Below are 21,415 nucleotides of genomic sequence, written 5' to 3'. Positions count from 1 at the left end.
ACATTCTCCGCCTCACGGAACAGGAACCGCTGCCAGGACTCATCGAGATGTGGTGTTCTGTCTCATCGACAAAGCCAGTCCTTGAGTACCGCAGCCCGGTGCCGATCACGACACCGGGCGGGAGCGGCGGCGCGCCTCTAGGCGGAGAGTGTTTCAGGATTGCGCCAAACCCAGTTCTGGCGGGAGTAGCGCAGGGTGAATCCCGCGCGGACCAGGTTGTGGTACGAGGAGTTGTGCGTACCCGCAGGCTCGTCGAAGGTCTCCACCACAAGCAAGCGGCACCCTGCGTCCCGGGCCGCGCGGATACGGGCGGCGATCAGCGCCGACTGCGCACCGCGTCCGCGGGCCGCAGGCAGGGTGCATCCGGCGAACAGGCTGCCCACCTTCTGCCGCGTGCGCAAAGTTGCGGTGGCGACGATGGCGCCGGCTTCGCGGACGGCGAAGGGGTGCCAGCCGGGGAGGCCGACCGAGGCGGCCGCCATCTTCTCCATGCCTCGGGCCGGCATCCCCATCGCCGGTGGTACCACTGCGGCCCACTCGGCGGCCTCGTCGAGTGCGACCGGGCCGACGGTCAGGCCGTCGTCAAGCGTGGCACCTGAACTGGCTTTTACGGCGGTGTCAATGTCAGTGGCCAGCTTGCGGATGATTTCTCCGCGCTCGATACCGAGCTTCTCGCAGATGGCCGGCCAGTCCTCCGGGATGGTCGACGGCGCCAGTTGAATGGTGGCCATCCGGATGTTCCGCTCCCGGTAGAAAGCGATGACCTGCTCCATCAGCGAGAGCGTGACTGGCTCGTCGAAACCGAAGCCTAGGGCTTTGCTCCAGTAGTCGCTGGGGTCGTCCCGCATGGCCAGGACGACTCCGCCGCCCAACCGCATGGAATCCAGCCCGTACGTGGACCGGTCGGGCTCGGAAACCCCTTCCTCGAATTCGTACATTTCCTCGGCCTCTGCCTTTTCGAGCAGTGCCACGGTAATGTCGAGCATGATGTAAGAAAGCCCTTCTTGAGGTGCCCGGAAGTGAAGTCCGACGCAACACGTCGGTGAAGTGACTGGGATGCTGGGCCTGCGGCCGGGGTTCAGCCAGACGTCCTTCACTGTCCGAGAGCGAAGGCCGCGCGGCCTATCGCCTTTGGTTTTTCCAGCAATGTGGTTCTGTTCACCGGCCCGCGTGTGCGGACTGCCGGGGATTGGCGCCGAACGGGCCTCCGGTGTGGAACCGTCTCAGCGCACCGCGCTGACCGTCACCGTCGGCTGGTCTTCGCCGTGCATCTGGCGCCAGGATGCCTCTCCGCTCTCCAGTCCCGTCGTGTGGAACCGGGCGTTGAGGTCCGCCAGCTGTTCCGCGGTGGGGTGCGGGCCGAGCAGGCTCATGTCGAGGAAGAGCTCCTCGTTACCGGCCGGCGAACAGACGAACAGCGCCCGTCCACCAGTGGAGGTGGTGAAGGTGTGCTGACTCCCCTTGGGTACCACGACTATGGTGCCCGGTCCTCCGCAGAAGGTTGCATCCCCGACGCGGAAGTCGTAGTGACCTTCAAGCACGTAGACGATTTTCATGAAGTCGTGGTGGGCGTGCGGAGGGTTCTCGGTGATCACGTCATGAGTGAAGACGAACGCGCCCAGTGCGCCGTCGACGTCCTTGCCCTGGACCATCACCTCGAGCCAGTGCTTGCCTCCCGGATCCACGCGCACGCCTCCACCCGGCGCGACCGCCCAACCATCTGTTCCCCAGTTCCCCACGGTGTGTCCTTTGTACGGGTCCTCCGGCAGCGAGCCGAAAGGGTGTGTTCCTCAATGGCGTGGACGGACCGACATTCGTTCCCACGGTCGTCCACGGACCGATCGATGCTTCTGCACAGTGTTCGCCGCAGCACCCGTCCGTGAATAGGATGATTGTGCCATATCTCCGCCTTGAAAAATGGCGCGCAGATGCCGATTTCTGGACGCCCACTCACCTGCTCCATCCCGGCTCCGGGGGAACCGGCGGGGCTCGTGACATCACGATGTACGCCACAATTAGGTTGAGCAGACGATGAGAGAGCCGTCGGTGGTCATTCCTTGACCCGGCTTCCACGGTGAGGAACTCTCCCGGTGACGTCTGATGTTCCCTCTTTATTCATGACACTGATCGCGTCCACGAGAAGCGGAAGACTCCGCCTCGCCCAAGACCTGGCCGCCGCGTGGATCGTGACATTCAGTGTCGGACCGACCGGGTGGCGTTTGTCGGCCATAGTGGAGGCAGCCGCGACTGAACAGCACCGGTGCGCCACGGAATTTGGCACACGCGTTCAATGATGTGGAGACAGAACAAGCTAGCGTTGGACCTAGTTTTCGTTTCCGCGAGAATTTTGCGAATGAAGTACTCTTCGACCGATGAGGAGCGGAGGGCCGTATCTCCCCGATGATGCGGCGTTTTCCGCTTCGGGGGTTTTCTTGGCATCTCTGCTCGGCTCACACGACGGCCGATTCCTCTCATTGCTCGCCGGTAGCCATCTCAAGCTGACGGGTGAATCCATTGCGCCGGAGGGGTATGAGGCCATCGCAAATATGATGGACTGGCTCTACCGAAACGCGCCGTTCGGACTCCTCGCCCAGGACGCTTCGGCGGAACCTCGATTCGTCCACGCAAATCAGGCCGCTCAATCGTTTTTCGAATGTAACTGGCACGAGATCGTCGGAATGCATTCGCGACTGTCGGCGCCCGAAATGAATCGGGAGGCCCGCGAAACCGTTATGGAGGATGTCCTGAAAAACGGCTACCGGGCCGGATACCGAGGGGTCCGAAGAACTCTCCAAGGGCGACTCTTCTGGATCGAGGATGTCAGCATTTGGAATATCGTCGACGACGACGTGATCCATGGACAGGCGGCTCTCATTCGCCAGACGAGCCCATATTTCAGCTGAGCAGACCGGATATCCGGTTTCAATCTAGGCCCGCCGGTGTTCGGAAGGTAAGGAAAAGATTCATCATGGAACCCACGTCGCTTGACTTCGAGACGGCGATTTTCGACAAGGAATACGTCACTCTGGGCGGCCGCCGCGAGGCGATCGTGCGGGGCGGGCGGCACCTCTTCGACCGGCTGCCCGCCGCCTTCGAGGGCGTCAACCAGATAGCGGTCATCGGCTGGGGATCCCAGGGGCCGGCGCAGGCACAGAACCTCCGCGACTCCCTGCAGGGTGCGGTCAAGGTCGTCGTGGGCCTGCGTGAGTCCTCGTCGTCCGCGCCGGCGGCCCGCGCCGCGGGATTTACCGCGGAGGACGGCACTCTCGGCGAGATGTTCCAGGTCATCTCGGACTCGGACGTGGTGCTGCTGCTCATCTCGGATGCCGCACAGGCCGAACTCTTCCCGCAGGTGTTCAAGGCGTTGCGCCCGGGTGCGACCTTGGGGCTGTCCCACGGCTTCCTGCTGGGCCACCTGTCCGGCGTCGGACAGGAGTTCCCCTCCGGTATCGACGTCATCGCCGTGTGCCCCAAGGGAATGGGGCCGTCGGTACGCGCACTGTACGTGCAGGGTGCCACAGTGAACGGCGCCGGCATCAACGCGAGTTTCGCGGTGCACCAGGACGTGAGCGGCCGCGCCGTGGACCGCGCGCTGGGCTGGTCGGTCGCGTTGGGCGCGCCCTTCACCTTCCAGACGACGCTGGAGTCCGAGTACCTGTCCGACTTGACGGGGGAGCGATCGATGCTCCTGGCGGGAGTGCACGGCATCGTCGAAAGCCTGTACCGCCGATACCGTGACCAGGGCATGACCGCGCGCGGCGTTCCTCAACTCGGTGGAATGCGTCACCGGGCCGATCTCCCGCATCATCTCATCGAGGGGCCTCACCGGGGTCTACGACGAGTTGGCCGACGGCGACAAGGAAGTCTTCGCGAGGGCCTATGCGGCGGCGTACCCGGTCGGACTCGAGTTGACTGCGGAGATATACGACGAGGTCAAGTCGGGTAACGAGATCCGCAGCGTCATCCTCGCCGGACAGCGAATGCCGCGCTTCCCCATGGGGAAGATCGACGAGGCGGAAATGTGGGTCACTGGGCAGAAGGTCCGGGCGGAGCGCGCAGACCGCGATGACGTCACCCTCAACCCGTTCACGGCCGGCGTCTTCTGCGGCATCATGATGGCGCAGGTGGATCTTCTCCTGGAACAGGGCCACCCTTACTCCGAGATCGCCAATGAGTCCGTCATCGAGGCAGTCGACTCGCTCAACCCCTACATGCACGCACGCGGCGTGGCCCACATGGTGGACAACTGCTCCACGACCGCGCGCCTGGGAGCCCGCAAGTGGGCGCCGCGGTTCGACTACCTGCTGACTCAGGTGGCGTACCCGGCTGTCGACGGGGACAGGGTCGAGCCGGCCCCCTTCGACGCCTTCGAGAAGCACGTCATTCACGACGTCCTTCGCGTCTGCTCCGAGATGCGCCCGTCGGTCGACATCTTCGTCGAGTAGCGGACACCGTTCTGCCCGGCTGTCGTTGCGAGTGAACAAGGCATATGACATGACGTCCTCCTCCGAACAGTCGGAGGAGGACGTTCGCATGTCGGCTGGTCGTCAACCCTTTGCTCGGGCTCACTGTTGAGACATACCAAAGGAGAAAGCGATGACAGAATCCCTGGCCTGTGAGTTCCGGCCCGTGTTCCGCTCCGTACCTCGTCACAGACGGCGACAAGACGCGATCGGCACGCGGTCCGGCGGTCATACGGGGAACAGCCGGGCGGTTACCTTCCGGCAGCCCCCAAGCCGGTGAACACTTTGTATTCCGCTACTGCTTGAAACCCCATGCGTTGGTACATCGACCTGGCGGTGCTGGTCTGAAGGGTGCCGACTCGCAATCCCTTTTCCCGCGCCCTCGTCAGGGCCGTCCCTAGGCCTCTCCCCCGATATTCCTCCGCCGTGGTCACCACGTAAACTCCAGCCACACCGTCCCGGTCCAGCAGTACTGAGGTGCCGACGATACGCTCGCCGTCGCGGGCTTCGAAGCGTTCGAGGACGCCGGGCGCCTCGGGACGAACGCGGTAACGCTCGATGACGGCGTCGGCGACATCGGGTGACAGGCCGAAACTTGGCGTGTAGGCACGCACCCAGGCTGCGATGTCCCTGAGCCCCTCGACCCGGTGCACCGAAATCCCGGTCGGGATATCGGCTGGACCCATCGATGCGAGATCGATGCGAGGCTGCATCGCATCCTTTCGAATTGTCGACACTCAACCCGCTGACGGATAGAAAAGGTCACGCGCTCGCCTGGCGATGCAAGCCGGAATCGACAAAAAACGGGCACGCAGATTCCAAGCCGATTTACGAGGCTACTCGCGAGGGAGTGGCTCGGCCCACCTGACGCCCCAGCTGCCGTCGTACGCCCGAGAGAGCAGGCTGGAATGGGTAAAGCAAGACCCGAGGTCGACGAAGTCGGCCCGGAACCTCGCCTTGCCCACGGAGCGCCGCCCGAGGCTCTCCCCGAGAGGCGTGCCGTGGCGCCCAGTCGTTCGTGGCGGTCATGGCGTCCGCAGGTGCGGGAGAAGCCTAGGAGGAGTCGTGAACGAGGCCGTGACTGTCGAGGTGCTGGCTAGGCTCCGGCGCTCGGGGTTGATGGCACCACACGGGGTCGTACCTGTTCTCCCTGCCGCCCGTAGAGACAGAGGACCTCGGCTGGTTCCTGCCCGCTGTTGCCGAACCAATGTGGTACGCGTGTACTGAATTCCGCTGATTCTCCGACCTTGAGGTGCAGCTCTTCTTCTCCGAGCACGAGGAACAGACGTCCGGACAGGACATACATCCACATGTGTCCTTCGTGGGCCTGTGGGTCCGGTTGGGTCCGGCGCGGCGGGATGACCAGCTTCCAAGGCTGGATGGGGCCGATCTCCTGTGTGAGTGACAGACGCACCATGCCGTTCCAGGGATGGGGTGCCAGCGGGTTGAACTGGCCTTCGTGCGGTTCTACCTGGACTACGTCATTGAGGCTGATGCGCAGGGCCTGGATGATCGGCAGCATGAGTTCCAGGCTGGGACGTCGCTGACCGGACTCCAGCCGGGACAAGGTGCTCTTGGAGATGCCGGTCGCTTTGGCGAGCGCGGTAAGTGTCACGCCACTGCGCACGCGGTGCCGCTTCAGTTGCGGGCCTATCTCAGCCAGTGCCCGGCTGATCGTTTCAGAACCTTCCACGCCTCATCAGGGTAGTCGCTCACTTCTATTCCCAGAAACAGCAACGACGCTTGTGCGGGGGATGGAAGTCCTCTCAGGGTGGCACTCCGCGCTCGCGAGCAGAGGCGTACAGATGCGGTCGGATTCGCGCGTGGCCGTCGTCGGAGCGCGGGCGGGCTCCCTTTGGCGAGCCTGCCGCTGGATGGTGTCGAAGGAGATGTGAGTGAGTGGCTGGGGAGCCGATGGTCGGGCGGTCGTGCTGGGGGACGCCGTGCTACTGGAGCCCGGAGGTAAACATGCAAGGGGATCAGAGGAGGAGCTGCGTCTGGCCCTTGGTTCAGGTCGCGGGCATCGCGTCGACAATTCCGGGTGGCGGCCGCCCGGGATGTATCCCTTGCCGCCCCGGGTGTGCACGGTGGCCTGGCCGGAGCGGATGCCGACCGCGTCGGTGAAGAGCACGTCGTCCGCAGCTGCCGGTCAGCCCGTGGTTACTGGGGTGGCGGTCCAGTACGGCCTGCTGGACCGACTGCTGCTCGACCGGGTCGAGGACCCGGTGTTCGCCGAGCCGGCGCCCACGCCGCTGGGCCACGAGCCTCGCGGCCGCCTGCCAGCCACTTCGCCCATTTTGTCCACTGCCTTGGGCGAGAACTGGAACGCCGTCGTGACTTCCTCGCGAGTCCGACGGCCGAGCAGCCAATAGAAGGCTTTCCTGGTGATTCAGGACATTGAATGAAATCGCCCATTACGACAACAATAAGTAGAGCAGAGATGAGCGATCGAAAAGTAATGAGGGTGCGAGATGGTCTGTCGAGCTCCGGAGAGAGAACGGGCTTCAAGACGGCTATGAATCTGACGGCTTGTCAGATTCAACGCGAAAAGAATATTTTTCAAGAGTGGGAGGGCGGCCCGTTTGCACATCTGACGAAAGTCTCCATACCGCATCTCGCCATCGGCAACGGATTTAAGTTCGCAGCCAGTGGTCAGTCGTTCGGCGAGCTGATGTCTGCAAAGGTTTATTGTGATGCACTGACGGGCATTTCCGGAAAGCAAAACGAGCAAGATCCGATTGTGGCAGACTTCGTTTCCGCCGGATGGCTCGAATTCACCGGAAAAAACGGAACGAGCAGAGTCGACACTGGCCAACTCTGTATCCGGGACACCAGTGCTCCCTGGGAGTTTTCCTGTGGGCCAGAGGCGCGCCTCCATGTCGTCACGATTCCTCGTCAGTCCCTGTTGGCGCATCTCAGATCAGGCCAGGCACTCAATACGTCCTTCGTTGCGGACGCGGGAACGCCCGAAGTTCGGTTCCTGCTGAATTTCCTTGAGGCGATCGAACGGAGCAGCGAGGCCTTGGACCGCTCAACGCCTGCGCAGGGCATGGCGAGCGACGCATGCGCAGCGGTCCTGGCGAGAATGCTGTCCGGCCGACCCAACGATATGACGGCATTCCCCAATGTCACGGTTGAGGCCGCAAAGAGCTTCATCGCAAAGAACATCGACACCGTTGATCTAGCGCCGCCCATGATCGCCCAGGCCCTGGGCGTTTCCGTCAGAACGCTTCACCGATCTTTTGCGGAAACGGAAGACTCCGTGATGGCACTGGTTCGCCGCCGGCGCCTGCAAGAAGCCCACGACGATCTGCTGAAAACAGGTTCAGCGGTCGGCGTTTCAGAGATCGCAGCGCGCTGGCACTTTTCAGACGCGAGTCATTTCATCAGACAGTTCAAATCATCTTATGGAGACTCCCCTGCTGCATATCTGCGGAGATTCCAGCAGGGTGAACTGACCTGACAGTCAGAACTCACCACTTCAATGATGCAGGGGTTCCGAAGATCGCCGAACGCGCTTCGCCCGCGTCCTGTCCCCGGTGGTCTCGTAGTACTCCCAGAACGGGTAGAGCAGCCAGAACTCCCCGCCGGTGACGCACTGGTAGGGGTAGTCGTAGTTGATGTTGGAGATCAGGCCCTCGGCGTTGGGGGTGTTCCCGCCGGTCAGCATGCCGCGGGTGCCGAACAGCTTCTTCGCGTTGGTCTCGAAGTCCTTCTGCCACTGCTGGTTGAGCCAGAAGTAGCCGGCCATGGCCTCCGGCATGCTGCCTATGTTGCCGCTGGAGATCTGCAGGTTGAGGTTGGCGTCCAGGTGGTAGTAGCCGTCCCAGCCGACGTTGCTGTCACCGGTCCAGTTGCCGAGCAGGTCGGGTGCGGCCGTCTCGTTGCTTGAGCCGAGCAGGTGGTAGCGGCTGGCGTAGAACATCCGCTCGTAGAGAGCGGGAACGGGCGTCGAGGAGGACTTCTGCTCGGCGAGCAACTGCTCGGTGGACTTGGCGCGGTCCGCCGGGGTGGCGCCGAGGTCGAAGGAGACCCGGTTGAAGATCGCGCTGTGCTTGGCGACGTGCCGGTTGAGCAGCGTCTGGTAGTTGGTGCTCAGTCCGGCGAGCTTCTGCTGGAGCAGGTTCTTGTTCCACTCCTGCTCGGCGGGGACGCCGCCGTTGTAGGTGCCGTTGTAGCGCTGGGTCAGTGAAAGGAGCAGGACGTAGCTGGCGTTGGAGACGGTGACCTGGCCGTTGCTGAGCGTCTTTGTGCCGTCGGTGACGATGCGGGTGACGCCCTCGTAGCCGGCGTTGTAGCTGCCGTTGGGGTACTTCGCTCGCAGGTTCAGATAGTCGGTGGTGTTGTTGGTGGTGTAGGTGACGCCCTTGTTCAGCAGGTTCATGCCCGGGTCGATGGACAGTCCGAGGGTGACGGTCTGCTTCTGGCCGGGTGGCGCGGCCTGGTACTGGACGGTGGCGCCGTCGGTGCGGGAGACGAACGAGTCGCGTTCCCATGATCCTTTGTCGTCACTCCAGTTGACCTTCAGCACGCCTGCCGCGTAGTCGGTGAAGCGGACGTAGTTGCTGACCGTGCCGGCGTCGGGCATCTGGAGGGTCATCTTGTAGCCGGGGTGCTTGCTGCCCTCGCCACCGCCCTGGTAGCCCTGCACGTCCGCCGCGAGCTGGTTGGCCTGCTGGTACTGACCGGCGATCAGCTCGTCGCGGATCTTGTTGATGTTGTCCTGGCTGACGGTGTTGAAGGTGCGGTGCGGACGGGCCTCCGTCCGCACCATGAAGAAGTCTTTGTCGTCGAAGACGACGGTGTCGTTGCGTGGGTTGCCGAACACGATGACGCCTTGCTTGCCGTTGCCGGCCAGCAGACCGTTCTGCCAGTCGCTGTATGTCGTCGGGTACGTGGTGGACGGTGCCACGGTCGGCGAGCCGATGGCCTCGGTGCCGGCACCATCCGTGACGGTGCCGTCCTCGTAGGAGGCGACGGCCGCGGCACCGGAGTTGCGGGCCAGGTTGACCGTGGTGTCTGCGGCATGCGAGACGGGAGGCGCTGCGAGCGCCGTCACAAGCAGCAGGAAGAAGGTCACGGCTGCGCCGAGCGGTCGTCTTCCACGGGTGAGGGTTTGTGCAGGTGTGGGTTTCATGGGGCTCGCTCCTCAGCTGCCGGAGGTGACGCGCAGGGACGAGATCATGTCGTTGCTGCCGCCGGCCGTCAGCTCGGTGGTGTCGCTGCTGTAGGTCCAGGCGGTGCCGGAGAAGCCCGCGTCGGCGTAGCCGGTCACGGTGTAGCCGGCGGGGACGCGGAGCGAGGAGATGCTGTCGTTGGCGATGCCCTTGGCCTGGAGTGCGGGCAGGTCGTAGCTTCCGGCGCCGAACGTCGCCGACGGGCCGCCGTATCCGGCGTCGCCGTAGACGGTCGCCCCGCCGGTACCCGGGCCTGCGAGGGCGGTGCCGTAGATCTCGAACTCCCAGAGGGAGTAGCCGTACTGGGTGGCGGGTGTGACGCCCTGCATCCGCACGTAACGTGCGTTCTTGTTGACGCTCACTGTCTCGGTGCCGCCCTGTCCGGTGGTCGTGGAGTAGGCGTCGGTCCAGTGCGTGGAGTAGTCGGAGACCTGGATCCTGTAGGCCTTCCCGTAGGCGGCCTCCCAGTTGAGTACCGCGGTGGAGACCGCGTATTCGGCGCCGAGGTCGACTCGGGACGCCCTGCGCGGCTCATTTTCCCGCACCCACTCTCGGTGTGACCATGTGCTTGCTTGGCCCAAAGACGGACAGACTATTCGTGAAATGCCGCCCCCCTTCCGCGGAGGCAACGTGGAGAGCCACGCGAATGAGCTCCCTGGCGCGGTCCCGGAGCCGGAAAACCACGCTGATGATCAGGTCAACGAACTTCGGAGCAAGGTCGCTCAACTTGAGAAAGCCGTGGATTCACACGCCGCGATCGACCAGGCAATCGGCGTCATCGTCGCCGTCGGACGCCTGACGCTAGGTCAGGCCTGGGATCTGCTCCGTGAGACGTCCATGTCCACCAACATCAAACTGCGGCACGTAGCCGAGCTGGTCGTCACATGGGGTGTGACCGGCAAGCTTGCCTCAGACATTCGTGAGGAGCTGGCGAGCAGGCTGAATGGCTCGACCTGACCTGCGCCCAGATTGACACCGTGAGCCTTCGCACAGAGCCGTGCGGAGGCTCACGTCATTCAAGCTCGGTGTCCGGTCGGCAGTGTGTGCACGCCGGCACCGCCCCGACTCTTTTCAAGAGCGTCGCGCTATCACAGCGCGGACCCACTCCGACCTGTGTCGATGCGTTAACCGTCTCAACCCGCTGGCACTTTGGCCCACACATGGCCCACGGTCATCCAGCAGATCCGCCGCCAGCGCAGCCGGACGGACCTCTTCAACCGCCTCAGTCGAGGCAGTCACGTCGCTCATCAGGCGCTACTTCCGTGATCGGGAGTTACACCGAAGACCACAGGTCGGTGGTGAGCTGACCGCTGTGACGGCCCGACGTGGTGTGACAAACGAGCGTGGTCAGACGGGCTGGCCCATGGGCCGGATGGTCAGGGTGTTGAGGTCGACGCCCGCCGGCTGCTCGAGGGCGAAGCAAATGGCCTCGGCTATGGGCTGGGGAGGCAGGGCGAAGGGGGGAACGTCGGCTCCTTGCCAGAAGGGTGTGTCGATCATGCCCGGGTTGACAAGAGTGACACCGATGCCGCGGGTCGTGGCGTGCAGACGCAGGTTCTCAGCGAGTCCGGTGGTAGCCCACTTGGTGGCCGAGTAGAGATTGGCGGGAGAGTTCTTCAGCCCGGCGACGCTGCCGATGAGCACCAGCCGTCCGCCAGTGGCCTCAAGGTGGGGCAGGGTGGCATGGGCCAGCAGGGCGGGGCCGAGAACGTTGGTGAGGACCATGGGCGACCACAGTGTCGGGTCGCCGGCCCCGATGGAGTCACCGGACATGAAGCCGGCGTTGGCCACCGCCGCGTCAAGGGCACCGAAATGCTCCACGGTGCGGGTCACGACCGACTCGGTGGCCTGCCAGTCCGCCGCATCCGCGACCAGGCCCAGCAGCCGGTCAGGGTGGCCGGCCTCGTCGAGGAACGCCTTCAGTTTGCTCTCGTTGCGGCCGGTGACGGCCACACGGTGGCCGCGGTCGAGGAGCAACCTCGCGGTGTGGGCGCCGATGCCGCTGGTCGCGCCGGTGATCAGTACGGTCTTGCTGGCCATGGTCATGCTCCTGAGGTGTGGATGAGGGGGCGGCGGACGGCGGCCCGCGATGAAGGAGTGCCGTTCAAGTCCGCCGACCTCACGAAACCGGCACCGTCAAAGGCGGGCAAGGTCGCGTTTATGGGGGGTATAAACACAACCTCTCTCTATCCGCCGGGCCACGGGTACCGTGGACGAATGGAACTTCGGTCCGAAAACCGCACCGGTGATCCCACCGACAACCGCTCGGAGATCCGCGACTTCCTCGTCAGCCGACGCGCCAAGCTCGCCCCGGAGCGGGTCGGACTGCCCACCAGTCGGCGCCGCCGGGTTCCGGGGCTACGCCGCGAGGAGGTCGCGGCCCTCGCAGGCGTGAGCACCGAGTGGTACACGCGGCTGGAGAAGGGCCACATCGGTGGCGTCTCCGAGGAGGTGCTGGAAGCGGTCGCGAAGGCATTGCTCCTCGACGAGGACGAGCGCACCTACCTGCTCGATCTGGCCAGAGCCGCTCGTCCCGCCCGCCGCAGGTCGCCCCGCCGCAAGGACGTCAAGATCCCGTCTCCCGTCCAATGGATGGTGGACTCCATGACCATGGCCCCTGCCTTCGTACGCAGCGGCCGTTTGGACATCGTCGCGAGCAACGCGCTGTGCAGGGCCCTGTACTCACCGATGTTCGACAGCGACACCACCAGCGACCGGGGCTGCGCCAATTTCCCCCGCTACTTCTTCCTCGACCCCGGCTCCCCCGACTTCTTCGTCGACTGGGAGGAAGGCGCCAGGGCTACGGTCGCGGTGCTCCGCGCCGAAGCCGGACGTGAACCTCACGACCGGGCCCTGCGTGAACTCGTCGGCGAACTGTCCACGCTCAGCCCCGACTTCCGCACCATGTGGGCCAGTCACGACGTCCGAATCCGTCACGAAGGCACCAAGCGGCTGAACCATCCCGAAGTCGGCCGTCTGGAGATGACCTTCCGCCACCTGAACCTGCCCCTGCCTCAACGGGCCGTCCACGACCTGATCATCTACACGGCCGAGCCGGGCACCCTCTCGGAGGACCGCCTCAAACTCCTCGCCAGTTGGACAGCACGGCTGCAGCAGCCGCATCCCGAGGGACAGACGGAAAGGGCGGACCCCGCCACCCGGGCCAACACCGCGGCCGCGGGCTGACCCACGCGACCCGGGACACTCAGATGCCGGTGCATGAGTCGCCGGTCCCTCAGCCGGGAGACGGTCATCAGCGTCGGGTGACCGAAGTCGTTCTCGCTTGTATGGGCGGCGTTGTCGCGCGGGTACTCCCTGCGCTTCCGGCGGCCAGCGCCCCGCCTGGTCCCCTGTGCGCAGGAGCCGGGAGCGGCCGACGGCGGGCCGGACAGCGGGTGGTCGCGGCGGACTGCTCCGGCCATCGTTGGTAGCACCCACCAAGACCACCCGGGCGACTCCGCGACGAATCCCAACGAGCACGCCCCCTGGGCATCACCAACTAACGGGGCACCTACGGAACTTGATCAAGCCCCGCTCATACGGGGGGCGCGTCGGGGTGGCGACACCTTCAGTCACGTACGTCGGATGACCAGCACGGCCACGTCGTCGAGGTGGTCAACTGCGACCGCGGAGTCGAGGATGCGGTCGGCGGTCTCCTCGGCATTCAGTCCGTCGCGGATGGCCGCGCCGGCCAGTGTTCCGACTCGTTCCAGTCCGGCTTCCAGCGTCAGGCCCGGTCCTTCGACCACTCCGTCGGTGACCAAGACCAGTGCGATGTCCTTGTCCAGGGTGAAGGTCTCCTCGCGGTAATCGGCGTCAGGCACAACTCCTAGCACCGGTCCGCCTGGCAGCTGGCGGACGGTGTGGCTGCCGTCCCTGCGTGCACAGAGGATCGGCACGTGCCCAGCGCTGGCGCCGGTGACCTGTCCGTTTCGCGGGTCGATGTGCAGCAGGCTGCAGCTGGCGAACCGTGCCGGAGCGGTCGTGAGGACCAGCTCGTTGGTGCGCGTCAGCACGGTTGCGGGATTCCGTTCCTCGTCGGCGATTGCGCGCATGAACAGGCGCACCTGTCCCATGAGGGCGGCGGCGTTCACGTCGTGGCCTTGGGCGTCGCCAATCTCCAGGGCGATGCTGCCGCCGGGCATCACGAAAGCGTCGTACCAGTCTCCGCCGATGTCCAGCCCGCCGTGGCAGGGCCGGTAGCGGGCGGCGACCTCCAGCCCCGGAAGGTGCTGGGGCAGCGTGGGGAGCATGGTCTGCTGCAGTGCCGTGGCCAGCTCGACTCGTGCCTGCTGTGACCTGATGCGCTTCAGTGCTTGGCCTGCCAGGTCGGCCAGAGTACTCATGAGGGTCTGCTCGTCCAAGGACGGCTGGTAACCGTTGCCGTAGGCCATTGCCCAGGCTCCGAGTGGTGGATTGCCTGCCTCGCTGAGCGGGGTGATCGTGCCAGCGTAGTCGCAGCCAAGTCGGCCGATCCGCGGGAATCCGGCCCCGTGTGGCCAACGGCTCATGTAGTCCTCTCGGCCTAGGATGAACTGGGGCTTGCCGGTGCGGATCGCCTCAGGGATAGGGCTGGGATGGTTAAGCGGCAGGCCGTGCGTGGTCGCGACCTCCCATAGGGCTATCCCGGCATCAGTAGAGACGCGCAGTCGGCCGTTGTCGACGAGTGCGAGCAAGGCTCCACAGGCGCCAAAGGTTGCGGCGAGCCGGGTCAGGACGACCTGCTGCAGTTCCTGCTCGGTGGCCGCGGTGATCAGAGCGGAGGAGAAGTCGGCCGTGTCTTTGGCGCGCTGTCGCTCGGCAGCCAGCGCTGCCCGCGCCCTCTTCTTCCGCTTCTCGTACTTAGTGTCGTCGCGGACCACCCCGAAGATCCGCTCAGGGCCGCCATACCCCAACTGGATCCGAAGGGTCTGGGCGGCCAGTTCGTGCCAGCCATCGTGCTCGGTTAGGTAGCGCAGCCTGGTCCAGGGGGATCGTGCGGAGACCGAGCTCACCAGCTGCTGCAAGGCTCCCCGGTCATCAGGATGGACTGACGGCATCACGCGGGACAGGGGCGCAGTGGGATCTGGGAAGAGGTCGGCCACGGCAGGTGCGCCACCGAGCCACTCCAGACTGTGCTCACGGGACGAGTACATCCACAGACCGAGGTCGCCGGCCGTGGTAGCCATCCGGAACGGGATCAACAGACTGGTCAGGTCGTTTCGCGCGTCCAGCGAATGCACCCACACCAGATGCTCGCCAGTCGCGGCATCCTTCACTTGCCGAGCCTCGATCAAACATGCAACGGATGCTCTGCCCGGCCCGGGGAAATCCAGCACCCGCATGGCGACCGTCTTCGCCCTGACGGCATGACCCACGAGACTCTCGGCCGACATCCGCTGGCTCGCGGGCAACAGATCACCGAAGCGACATCCCAGACATTGCTCCGCTGGCCTATCCAGCACCGAGGCCATCGCGGCGTTGAGATCGCTTATGACACCGTCCAGCGTCAGAAGGGCCGCCGGGTCATGCTTTCTAAGGAGTTCGTCTGAGGCGTCCATCCGTGGCTCCCTGGCCATAGCGAAAACTGCCTCTTCTGCCATCCTCGCGCACTAGCCGCGACGTTTGAGAAGGCGAGGTTGCGCGAGCGAGCCTGGCTCTTGCTGTCGTGTACCCGAAAGCGGACAGGAGGTGGTCTCGGACGATCACGGGCGTACGAGTCAGCCGTCTGGAGGCCCGACACTGCCGGGTCAAGATGGGCTCGACTCCACGCGGCCTGGTGGGTCCTTCCAGGTCAGACAGGGTGGAAGTCGAGGCAGAGCACGCATCCCACCCTTCGTCCCGCCACACCGAATGGGGTGGGAGACGTGCTCCCAGAATCGAGATGCGACGGCACGTGGTCGGCGTCACGCTTGATGTAGCGGAAGGTCGCCCCAGGACGGCTGGGGCTTCCAGGCCACCTGACCGTTCTGGGGTGTCGCCGTAGCGGGTTCACTGACCCGCGCCGACAATTAAAAGTTGCGCCGAACGTAGCCCGCTGGCCGCGGGTGTTCCATGCTCTCCCGGCTGCCGGCTACGCCCTCGATGTCGGCGCAACGTACTGCCCCCCCCGTGATGCCACGCGCGCGGGGGGCACCTGCCCCTGGCGGCATGTTCAGTCGAGAATTCCCAGCGCGGTGTCCGGCCGGCAGTGTGTGCACGCCGGAACCTGTCGACGCAGCGCATCCAATGCCTGAGACCGCGAGACTCCGATGCATCGGCTGCTCTTCCGTACGGTCCAGCAGTCGCCCGTGTGTACCGCGACCAGGTTCGTCTTCTGCAGGCCGCGCTCCACCACCCACTCCGGGGGAGGGCCTCATCTCGGCGGCTTGCTGTTGGCGCGTCTCGCGCTCCTGTTCCTGTGCGATCCAGGTGTCGATCTGCGCGAGGGCAGCCGTGGCTTGCTGGACGACGACGCGGCGTGCGAAGTGCAGAAGATCGAGTCTCGACGGTGCGCGATCGTTCACGTGTTCGATATTACGGCGTAGGCTTTCCACTGCCACCTCGGGGCAACGGAAGGAGACGTCATGGACGTGAACGAGCTGCTGCAGCGCCTCGACATCGACACCGGCCGCCTCGACCCTGCGCCGGCCTCCCCCTCATGGAAGGAAATGCGGGACCACCTCGCGCTCCTGACCGGCTGCGCGATCTGCGGCGACACCTGCCTTAGCGCCTGGGTGGTCGGCACGACGGCCGACCCCCGGTGGGTCGGTCTCTGCCGAGGCCACACTCCCGGCGTACTGTCCGAACTGGCCGCGCCGACCGTGCTCGGCAGAACGGGTGCCGTTCATGGATGACGCCGGCCGCTACCGCCTCACCCTGCTTCTCGACGGCCGCCGGGTGATGAACGGCTGGTGGGGGCGCGAGGCCACGGGCCGCAAGAAGTTCTTCGCGACAGTCGGCGACTACGGGCGCGACGGGGCGCCCATGGTCCTGCCGCCCCCGAAGAAAAGCCGGGTCGGCCTGGTGATCGGGATCGCGGGCGGGGTGTTCGTGGTCATCCTGGCGATCCTGCTGACGCTCGTCATGATCGGAGTGAAAACCGAAAGCGGTTTTCCAGAGGCCAACTTCGCCCTCACGCTGCCCAGGACGCTACTCGACGGCCGCTACGAGCTCACCAAGGACCTCTCCGATTCCCTCGGCCGGAAGATCGAGAAGGATTCAAAGGGCATCTGGGACGCCAAGATCACCCACGGCGTCGTAGGGCGGTACAGCTTGGGCGGCGACCCGACCAGGGGCGCGTTGCTGATCTCGGGCCTCTACGGCCGGCTCAAGAACATGGACGAGACCCGCTTCAACGCGCTGAAGCGCGACGGCTAGGCCGCCGGTGTGACAGTGGCCGTACCGCCGAAGGACGTCACCCCGCCGGGGGCGGCCGTCAGGATCAGCTGCGAGGTGCTCAGCCGGAAGCAGCCCTCCCTGACAATCACCCACCCGGTCTGCGCCTGGGCGGATGGCAACACCTCGGCGTTGGTGGCCGAGATGACCTTCGGTACCGCGAACGCTGATCTGGACCTGAAGTCGGCGGCCAGGACCACGCTCCAGGTCCGTTCCGAGACGGTGAAGGCGATCAAGTGACCGTCCGGTCGGACGGCGGGATCCCGAGATTGAGAGTGTTCGAGTGGTCCTCCCCACCCCCTCGTGCACAGTCGTCTCGGCCTCACCGGCAGGGCCTCAAGCCCCTGCCCTGTAATTCAGCCACCACTCAGACTTCGGTGAGAATGCTCAACCTTCCCTGACACAGGAGTGCGCCACGAAGTACCGCGTAATCGAGTGGAGGTGGAAGGCCGACACCGCCGGGCCGTCGCAGCGGCTTGATGAAGCTGGGGGCAGCCTGATCTGGGGAACGCCGGGGAGGGTGGCAAGCGGCCCCGACAACGGCGGGACGTGCCGGGACTACCGGACGGTGCGGGTCCGTCTAGCGAGGTCAGAAGGTGTAGCGAGAGCGAACCAGTAGTTGAAGCTCCGTAAGCAGTGAGCCGGCTCAAACCTGGTGGATGCGGGCCGGTGGGCATCGCGTGACGTGCTCGTCCTCGGACGGGCGGGTCAACTCCGAAGCCGGATTTCCTGTTCCGGTGGGGAGGCCACGCTGAAAGCCTGCGGCATAGGCGTGGCGATGTTGCCGGAGTAGAGCTGGGCACCTCCCTGACCGATCGATTGCGTGGTGAACGTGGGAACCATCCGCGGTCGCCCGAGCCGCCGGGCAGCCAGTTCGGTGGTGGGCAGGTCCGTTGCCGACTGATGGCCGTGGGTGGGGCGGAGGCCCCGTAGTAGTCGCGGGAGTAACGACCCGTCGTGGAGACCGGGAAAGCCGGTCGCAGGGCCAAGGGGGCCAGCAAGTCAGTGGCTGAAGTACTGGAATGTCGGGAGGGTCGCCGGTGAACACCGACGAGCTGGAGCGCGCCTTGTATGAGGCGGAGCGCCGGGTACTGAAGATCCGGACCAGGCTGAACCCTTGGGCTCGTGATGATCCTCATCGCAGGTTCGACGACCTGTTCAACCTCGTTGCCGATCCCGGCTTCCTGCTGGTGGCCTGGGATCGGGTGCGGGGCAACAAGGGTGCACGCACGGCCGGGGTGGACGGACGCACGGCGTCGTCCATCGCGCTGTGGGTCGGTGTCGAGGAGTTCCTCGACGCGCTGCGGTCGCAGATTAAGGACCGCAGTTTCCAGCCCATGCCGGTGCGGGAGCGGATGGTTCCCAAGTCGGGTGGCAAGCTGCGCCGACTTGGGATCGCGACGATCACCGACCGGGTGGTGCAGGCATCCTTGAAGCTGGTGCTGGAGCTGATCTTCGAGGCGGATTTCCTCCCGTGCTCCTACGGGTTCCGCCCGAACCGCCGGGCTCATGACGCGATGGCCGAGGTACGCCTGCTCACGTCCAAGAAGTACGAGTGGATCGTGGAAGGCGATATCAAAGCTTGCTTCGACGAGATCTCACACACCGCCCTGATGGAGCGGGTGCGGGCACGCGTCGGGGACAAACGCGTCCTGACCTTGGTGAAGGCGTTCCTCAAGGCGGGCATCCTCAGCGAGGAGTGCCCCGACTGCGGTGCGCCCGTGACGACGACCGCCTGGGTCTCCGAGGAGCACCACGCGAAGTGCCCCCATCGCGACCCGAACTTCTAGTGGCTCGTCACGCAGCCTTGGCCGGGTAATCGACCCGCTGCTCGTGAGCCAGCAGACTGTCTCCAAGACCTGATCTTGGAGGTGGTTGTGGGACGCCCGCCGAGTGTGTTCGTCCGGCCGGTGAGTATGGAGGAGGGCCGCCGGCTGCAGCGGATCAGCCGCACCGCGAAGGACCCGGTGAAACTCCGCCGGGCGATCGTGGTGCTGATGTCCGCGCAGGGCCAGACGGTCAAGGACATCACCACGCTGATGCAGGTCGGCGAGGACTACGTCCGTGAGGTCATCCACGCCTTCAACGAGCGGGGGTTCGACGCGCTGGACCCAAATTGGAGCGGGGGATGCCCTAAGACGATCAATGACGAGGTGCGCGAGCACATCTGCCTGATCGCCCGGACGTCCCCCGCCGACTGGAAGATCACCGCGTTCTCCACCTGGAGCCTGAGCAAGCTCGCCGACCATCTGGTCAGGCAGAAGGTGACCGCGGCCATCAGCCGGGAGACCCTGCGCCGGATCCTGCGCGGTGGCAAGGTCTCCTGGAAGACCACCACCACGTGGAAGGCGTCCACGGACCCGGAGTTCATCGCCAAGATGCACCGCATCCTGGCCCTCTACGACACCCCACCGGCGGACGGGCGGGTGATATGCGTCGACGAGTTCGGCCCGCTCAACCTGATGCCGCGCAAGGGCAAGGCATGGGGTCCGGTGAGGCGTCCGCGCCGGTTACGGGCCACCTACAACCGTTACGGCGGTGTGAGGCACATGCTCGCCGCCCTCGATCTGGCCACCGGCAAGCTGTACTACCGCATCCGCCCACGCAAGCGCTGGCGGGAGTTCCTCGGCCTGCTCAAGGCCCTGCGGGCCCGCTGGCCCGGCCAGAAGCTGTATGTGGTGCTGGACAACTTCTCCCCGCACAAGCACGCCAAGGTCCGTACCTGGGCGGCCGACCACGAGGTCGAGCTGGTCTTCCTGCCGACCTACGGATCCTGGCTGAACTGGATCGAGGCCGAGTTCGCGGCCCTGCGCTACTTCGCACTCAACGCCACCGACCACCGCAGCCACGACGAGCAGAACGCCGCCATCGCCGCCTACGTGCGCTGGCGCAACACTCACGCGGAACCGAAGACCAACTTCGCCCCCGACTCACCGATCCGACAGTGGACCCAATACCCGGCCAAGGCTGCGTGACGAGCCACTAGTTGTTGCGGGGCGGAACCTTGGTGACACCGGCAATCAGGTTGTCCCGCGGGTTACCCGAGCTGTGAGGGTTCTCAGCAGCGTCGCGCTCTGCGCGTCAGCGGGGAAGAACGTCTCGATCGCAATCTCGTCGAGGGTCACGTCGCGGGCGGCGCCGAAGACAGTCAGCGCATGGTGCAGGGAGAGATCGCCGTGCTCGGTCGCAAGCACGGTCGGCGTCACGAGGTCGTTGTCGGGGATCGTGACACCGTGGTCGGGTTGACCCGGCGGCGTCGGGTAGGACTCGAGCTCCTGGAGTATCTCGGCCAAGCCTTCGGCGGCGGTGCGCTCCAGTTGACGACGCACGCGGCGGAGGGTCGCGGCTCGCCATTGGCTGTAGTTGCGGATACGGGCGGCCATCCCGTCCGGGTGCAGCATGGCACGGAGCACGTTGGCAGGGGAATCGAGGAACCGCCCGTCCAGACCTCCGAGGAAGACCTGCATCGCGTGGTTGGCGGCCAGCAGCTCCCACCGAACGTTGATCGCCATCGCCGGGTTTGGTTCGTGCCCGGTTAACACCGCGTCGACAGCGGCCTGCGCAACACCGAGGTCTGCGAGTGGTCGTTCGGCGTACTTGGGAGCAAAGCCGGCGGCGAGGTAGAGCTCGTTGCGGTGGCGCAAGGGTACGTCGAGCTCCTCACAGAGCCGTTCGATCATGTCCCGGCTCGGGCTGGCCCGACCGGTCTCGATGAAGCTCAGGTGTCGAGCCGACAGCTCCGCGGCGATCGAGACGTCGAGTTGTGAACGGCGGCGGCGCTCGCGCCACTGACGAACCAGATCCCCGACCGGCTCTTGAGTGACGGTCATGGGTGCAGGCTGCCTGACCGGGCCCGGGCAGACAACTACCTCCGAGGTAATCGACGGGCCGCGGTATCGGTGTCACGCTCCTGAGGATTCCCGATTTTGTCGAACACCCAGGAGCAGCACATGACCGACGCCGCCACGCCGCTGACCGCCGATGCTGTCGAGCACTACCTGCGGTTCTGGAACACCGACCCGTCCGAGCAGCGCCGGGTCGGCAGCGAGATCTTCACCGAGGACGTCACGTCGGTCACACCGATTGGCGTGATGAGCGGCATCGAGGCGCTGATCGGCTTCACCGAGCAGTTCACCGCCAACGTCGGCACGTACGCTTTCCGCGCCCGAACCGAGCCCGATGTCCACCACGACCGTGCCCGGCTGCAGTGGGAGATCCGGGTCGGCGAGGAGTCGTTCGCCGAAGGCACCGACGTACTCACCATCGTCGGCGATGGACGCATCGTGTCGGTCACGGGGTTCCTCGACCGCGCCCCGGACGGCTTCGACCCCGCCCGCCACTGAGGAACGTCCTGCGATGACCTTCGCGTTTCAGGCCCCCGCACCGGCTGGCATCGCTCGTTCTTCAGCCTGCCGCACT

General features: G+C 65.2%; 21 protein-coding genes and 1 pseudogene. 12 read left to right on the top strand and 10 right to left on the bottom strand.

All coding sequences use genetic code 11. The features are described from left to right. Nucleotides 1-137: 137 nt before the first annotated feature. Together RCR19_RS33795 and RCR19_RS33790 are read right to left on the bottom strand one after the other, a co-directional pair. On the bottom strand, nucleotides 138-986 hold the full coding sequence (locus RCR19_RS33795) for a GNAT family N-acetyltransferase (RefSeq protein WP_331268559.1): 849 nt from the start codon (nucleotides 984-986) through the stop codon (nucleotides 138-140). Nucleotides 987-1,223: 237 nt separating this feature from the next. After that, nucleotides 1,224-1,685, bottom strand: a complete 462-nt coding sequence (locus RCR19_RS33790) for a cupin domain-containing protein (RefSeq protein WP_331268558.1) — start codon at nucleotides 1,683-1,685, stop codon at nucleotides 1,224-1,226. A 687-nt stretch (nucleotides 1,686-2,372) separates the two neighbouring features. On the opposite strand from RCR19_RS33790, the gene RCR19_RS33785 reads away from it, so the two are divergent. The 3 genes and pseudogenes from RCR19_RS33785 to RCR19_RS33775 all read left to right on the top strand — a co-directional run bounded on the left by RCR19_RS33785 (nucleotide 2,373) and on the right by RCR19_RS33775 (nucleotide 4,445). Next, nucleotides 2,373-2,903, top strand: a complete 531-nt coding sequence (locus RCR19_RS33785) for an MEKHLA domain-containing protein (protein ID WP_331268557.1) — start codon at nucleotides 2,373-2,375, stop codon at nucleotides 2,901-2,903. A gap of 65 nt (nucleotides 2,904-2,968) precedes the next feature. Then, nucleotides 2,969-3,559, top strand: a pseudogene (locus RCR19_RS33780) (ketol-acid reductoisomerase); the annotation flags it as partial. Nucleotides 3,560-3,773: 214 nt separating this feature from the next. Further along, complete coding sequence (locus RCR19_RS33775) at nucleotides 3,774-4,445, top strand: hypothetical protein (protein ID WP_331268556.1); 672 nt, start codon at nucleotides 3,774-3,776, stop codon at nucleotides 4,443-4,445. A 269-nt stretch (nucleotides 4,446-4,714) separates the two neighbouring features. On the opposite strand, the gene RCR19_RS33770 is transcribed toward RCR19_RS33775, so the two are convergent. After that, nucleotides 4,715-5,176 carry a GNAT family N-acetyltransferase gene (locus RCR19_RS33770; protein ID WP_331268555.1) on the bottom strand — a complete coding sequence of 154 codons (462 nt, stop codon included), beginning with the start codon at nucleotides 5,174-5,176 and terminating at the stop codon, nucleotides 4,715-4,717. A gap of 383 nt (nucleotides 5,177-5,559) precedes the next feature. Next, a complete protein-coding gene (locus tag RCR19_RS33765; protein ID WP_331268554.1) occupies nucleotides 5,560-6,156 on the bottom strand; it encodes an XRE family transcriptional regulator in 597 nt (198 codons plus the stop codon). A gap of 822 nt (nucleotides 6,157-6,978) precedes the next feature. Here RCR19_RS33765 and RCR19_RS33760 point away from each other — a divergent pair. Continuing rightward, a complete protein-coding gene (locus tag RCR19_RS33760) occupies nucleotides 6,979-7,926 on the top strand; it encodes a helix-turn-helix transcriptional regulator (protein WP_331268553.1) in 948 nt (315 codons plus the stop codon). An 18-nt stretch (nucleotides 7,927-7,944) separates the two neighbouring features. Here RCR19_RS33760 and RCR19_RS33755 read toward each other — a convergent pair whose 3' ends face one another. Further along, nucleotides 7,945-9,600: a glycoside hydrolase N-terminal domain-containing protein gene (locus RCR19_RS33755; protein WP_331268552.1), complete on the bottom strand. Its 1,656-nt coding sequence runs from the start codon at nucleotides 9,598-9,600 to the stop codon at nucleotides 7,945-7,947. 12 nt (nucleotides 9,601-9,612) lie between these two features. Further along, nucleotides 9,613-10,185: a discoidin domain-containing protein gene (locus RCR19_RS33750; protein ID WP_331268551.1), complete on the bottom strand. Its 573-nt coding sequence runs from the start codon at nucleotides 10,183-10,185 to the stop codon at nucleotides 9,613-9,615. A gap of 85 nt (nucleotides 10,186-10,270) precedes the next feature. Between RCR19_RS33750 and RCR19_RS33745 the strand changes: the two genes are divergently transcribed. Continuing rightward, nucleotides 10,271-10,597: an ANTAR domain-containing protein gene (locus RCR19_RS33745; protein WP_331268550.1), complete on the top strand. Its 327-nt coding sequence runs from the start codon at nucleotides 10,271-10,273 to the stop codon at nucleotides 10,595-10,597. A 390-nt stretch (nucleotides 10,598-10,987) separates the two neighbouring features. Here RCR19_RS33745 and RCR19_RS33740 read toward each other — a convergent pair whose 3' ends face one another. Continuing rightward, complete coding sequence (locus RCR19_RS33740) at nucleotides 10,988-11,680, bottom strand: SDR family NAD(P)-dependent oxidoreductase (protein WP_331268549.1); 693 nt, start codon at nucleotides 11,678-11,680, stop codon at nucleotides 10,988-10,990. A gap of 177 nt (nucleotides 11,681-11,857) precedes the next feature. On the opposite strand from RCR19_RS33740, the gene RCR19_RS33735 reads away from it, so the two are divergent. Beyond that, nucleotides 11,858-12,826, top strand: a complete 969-nt coding sequence (locus tag RCR19_RS33735; RefSeq protein WP_331268548.1) for a helix-turn-helix transcriptional regulator — start codon at nucleotides 11,858-11,860, stop codon at nucleotides 12,824-12,826. Between the two features lie 386 nt (nucleotides 12,827-13,212). On the opposite strand, the gene RCR19_RS33730 is transcribed toward RCR19_RS33735, so the two are convergent. Next, a complete protein-coding gene (locus RCR19_RS33730) occupies nucleotides 13,213-15,180 on the bottom strand; it encodes a SpoIIE family protein phosphatase (RefSeq protein WP_331268547.1) in 1,968 nt (655 codons plus the stop codon). A gap of 593 nt (nucleotides 15,181-15,773) precedes the next feature. After that, nucleotides 15,774-15,953, bottom strand: a complete 180-nt coding sequence (locus RCR19_RS33725) for a DUF6233 domain-containing protein (protein ID WP_331268546.1) — start codon at nucleotides 15,951-15,953, stop codon at nucleotides 15,774-15,776. Nucleotides 15,954-16,185: 232 nt separating this feature from the next. Here RCR19_RS33725 and RCR19_RS33720 point away from each other — a divergent pair, with 232 nt between their 5' ends. The 5 genes from RCR19_RS33720 (at nucleotide 16,186) to RCR19_RS33700 (ending at nucleotide 19,971) form a co-directional block, all read left to right on the top strand. Next, nucleotides 16,186-16,455 (top strand): hypothetical protein, encoded by a 270-nt coding sequence (locus RCR19_RS33720; protein WP_331268545.1) that lies wholly within the window; start codon nucleotides 16,186-16,188, stop codon nucleotides 16,453-16,455. Then, on the top strand, nucleotides 16,448-16,978 hold the full coding sequence (locus tag RCR19_RS33715) for a hypothetical protein (RefSeq protein ID WP_331268544.1): 531 nt from the start codon (nucleotides 16,448-16,450) through the stop codon (nucleotides 16,976-16,978). The genes RCR19_RS33720 and RCR19_RS33715 overlap by 8 nt, the downstream gene beginning before the upstream one ends. A gap of 9 nt (nucleotides 16,979-16,987) precedes the next feature. After that, complete coding sequence (locus tag RCR19_RS33710) at nucleotides 16,988-17,236, top strand: hypothetical protein (RefSeq protein ID WP_331268543.1); 249 nt, start codon at nucleotides 16,988-16,990, stop codon at nucleotides 17,234-17,236. An 800-nt stretch (nucleotides 17,237-18,036) separates the two neighbouring features. Next, entirely contained in the window at nucleotides 18,037-18,786 is a 750-nt protein-coding gene (locus RCR19_RS33705; RefSeq protein WP_331268542.1) for a reverse transcriptase domain-containing protein, read from the top strand. A gap of 126 nt (nucleotides 18,787-18,912) precedes the next feature. Beyond that, nucleotides 18,913-19,971: an IS630 family transposase gene (locus tag RCR19_RS33700; RefSeq protein ID WP_331269628.1), complete on the top strand. Its 1,059-nt coding sequence runs from the start codon at nucleotides 18,913-18,915 to the stop codon at nucleotides 19,969-19,971. Between the two features lie 45 nt (nucleotides 19,972-20,016). Here the strand turns inward: RCR19_RS33700 and RCR19_RS33695 are convergent, their stop codons facing one another. Continuing rightward, nucleotides 20,017-20,826 (bottom strand): helix-turn-helix transcriptional regulator, encoded by an 810-nt coding sequence (locus RCR19_RS33695; RefSeq protein WP_331268541.1) that lies wholly within the window; start codon nucleotides 20,824-20,826, stop codon nucleotides 20,017-20,019. A gap of 120 nt (nucleotides 20,827-20,946) precedes the next feature. On the opposite strand from RCR19_RS33695, the gene RCR19_RS33690 reads away from it, so the two are divergent. Beyond that, a complete protein-coding gene (locus RCR19_RS33690) occupies nucleotides 20,947-21,339 on the top strand; it encodes a nuclear transport factor 2 family protein (RefSeq protein ID WP_331268540.1) in 393 nt (130 codons plus the stop codon). The last annotated feature ends 76 nt before the right edge of the window (nucleotides 21,340-21,415 follow it).

Source organism: Streptomyces sp. WAC07094 (assembly GCF_036320405.1).
In the GTDB taxonomy this organism is placed as follows: Bacteria; Actinomycetota; Actinomycetes; order Streptomycetales; family Streptomycetaceae; genus Streptomyces; species Streptomyces lannensis.
The sequence above is the reverse complement of the archived record's forward strand: the minus strand, read 5'-3'. Positions and strand labels throughout refer to the sequence as shown.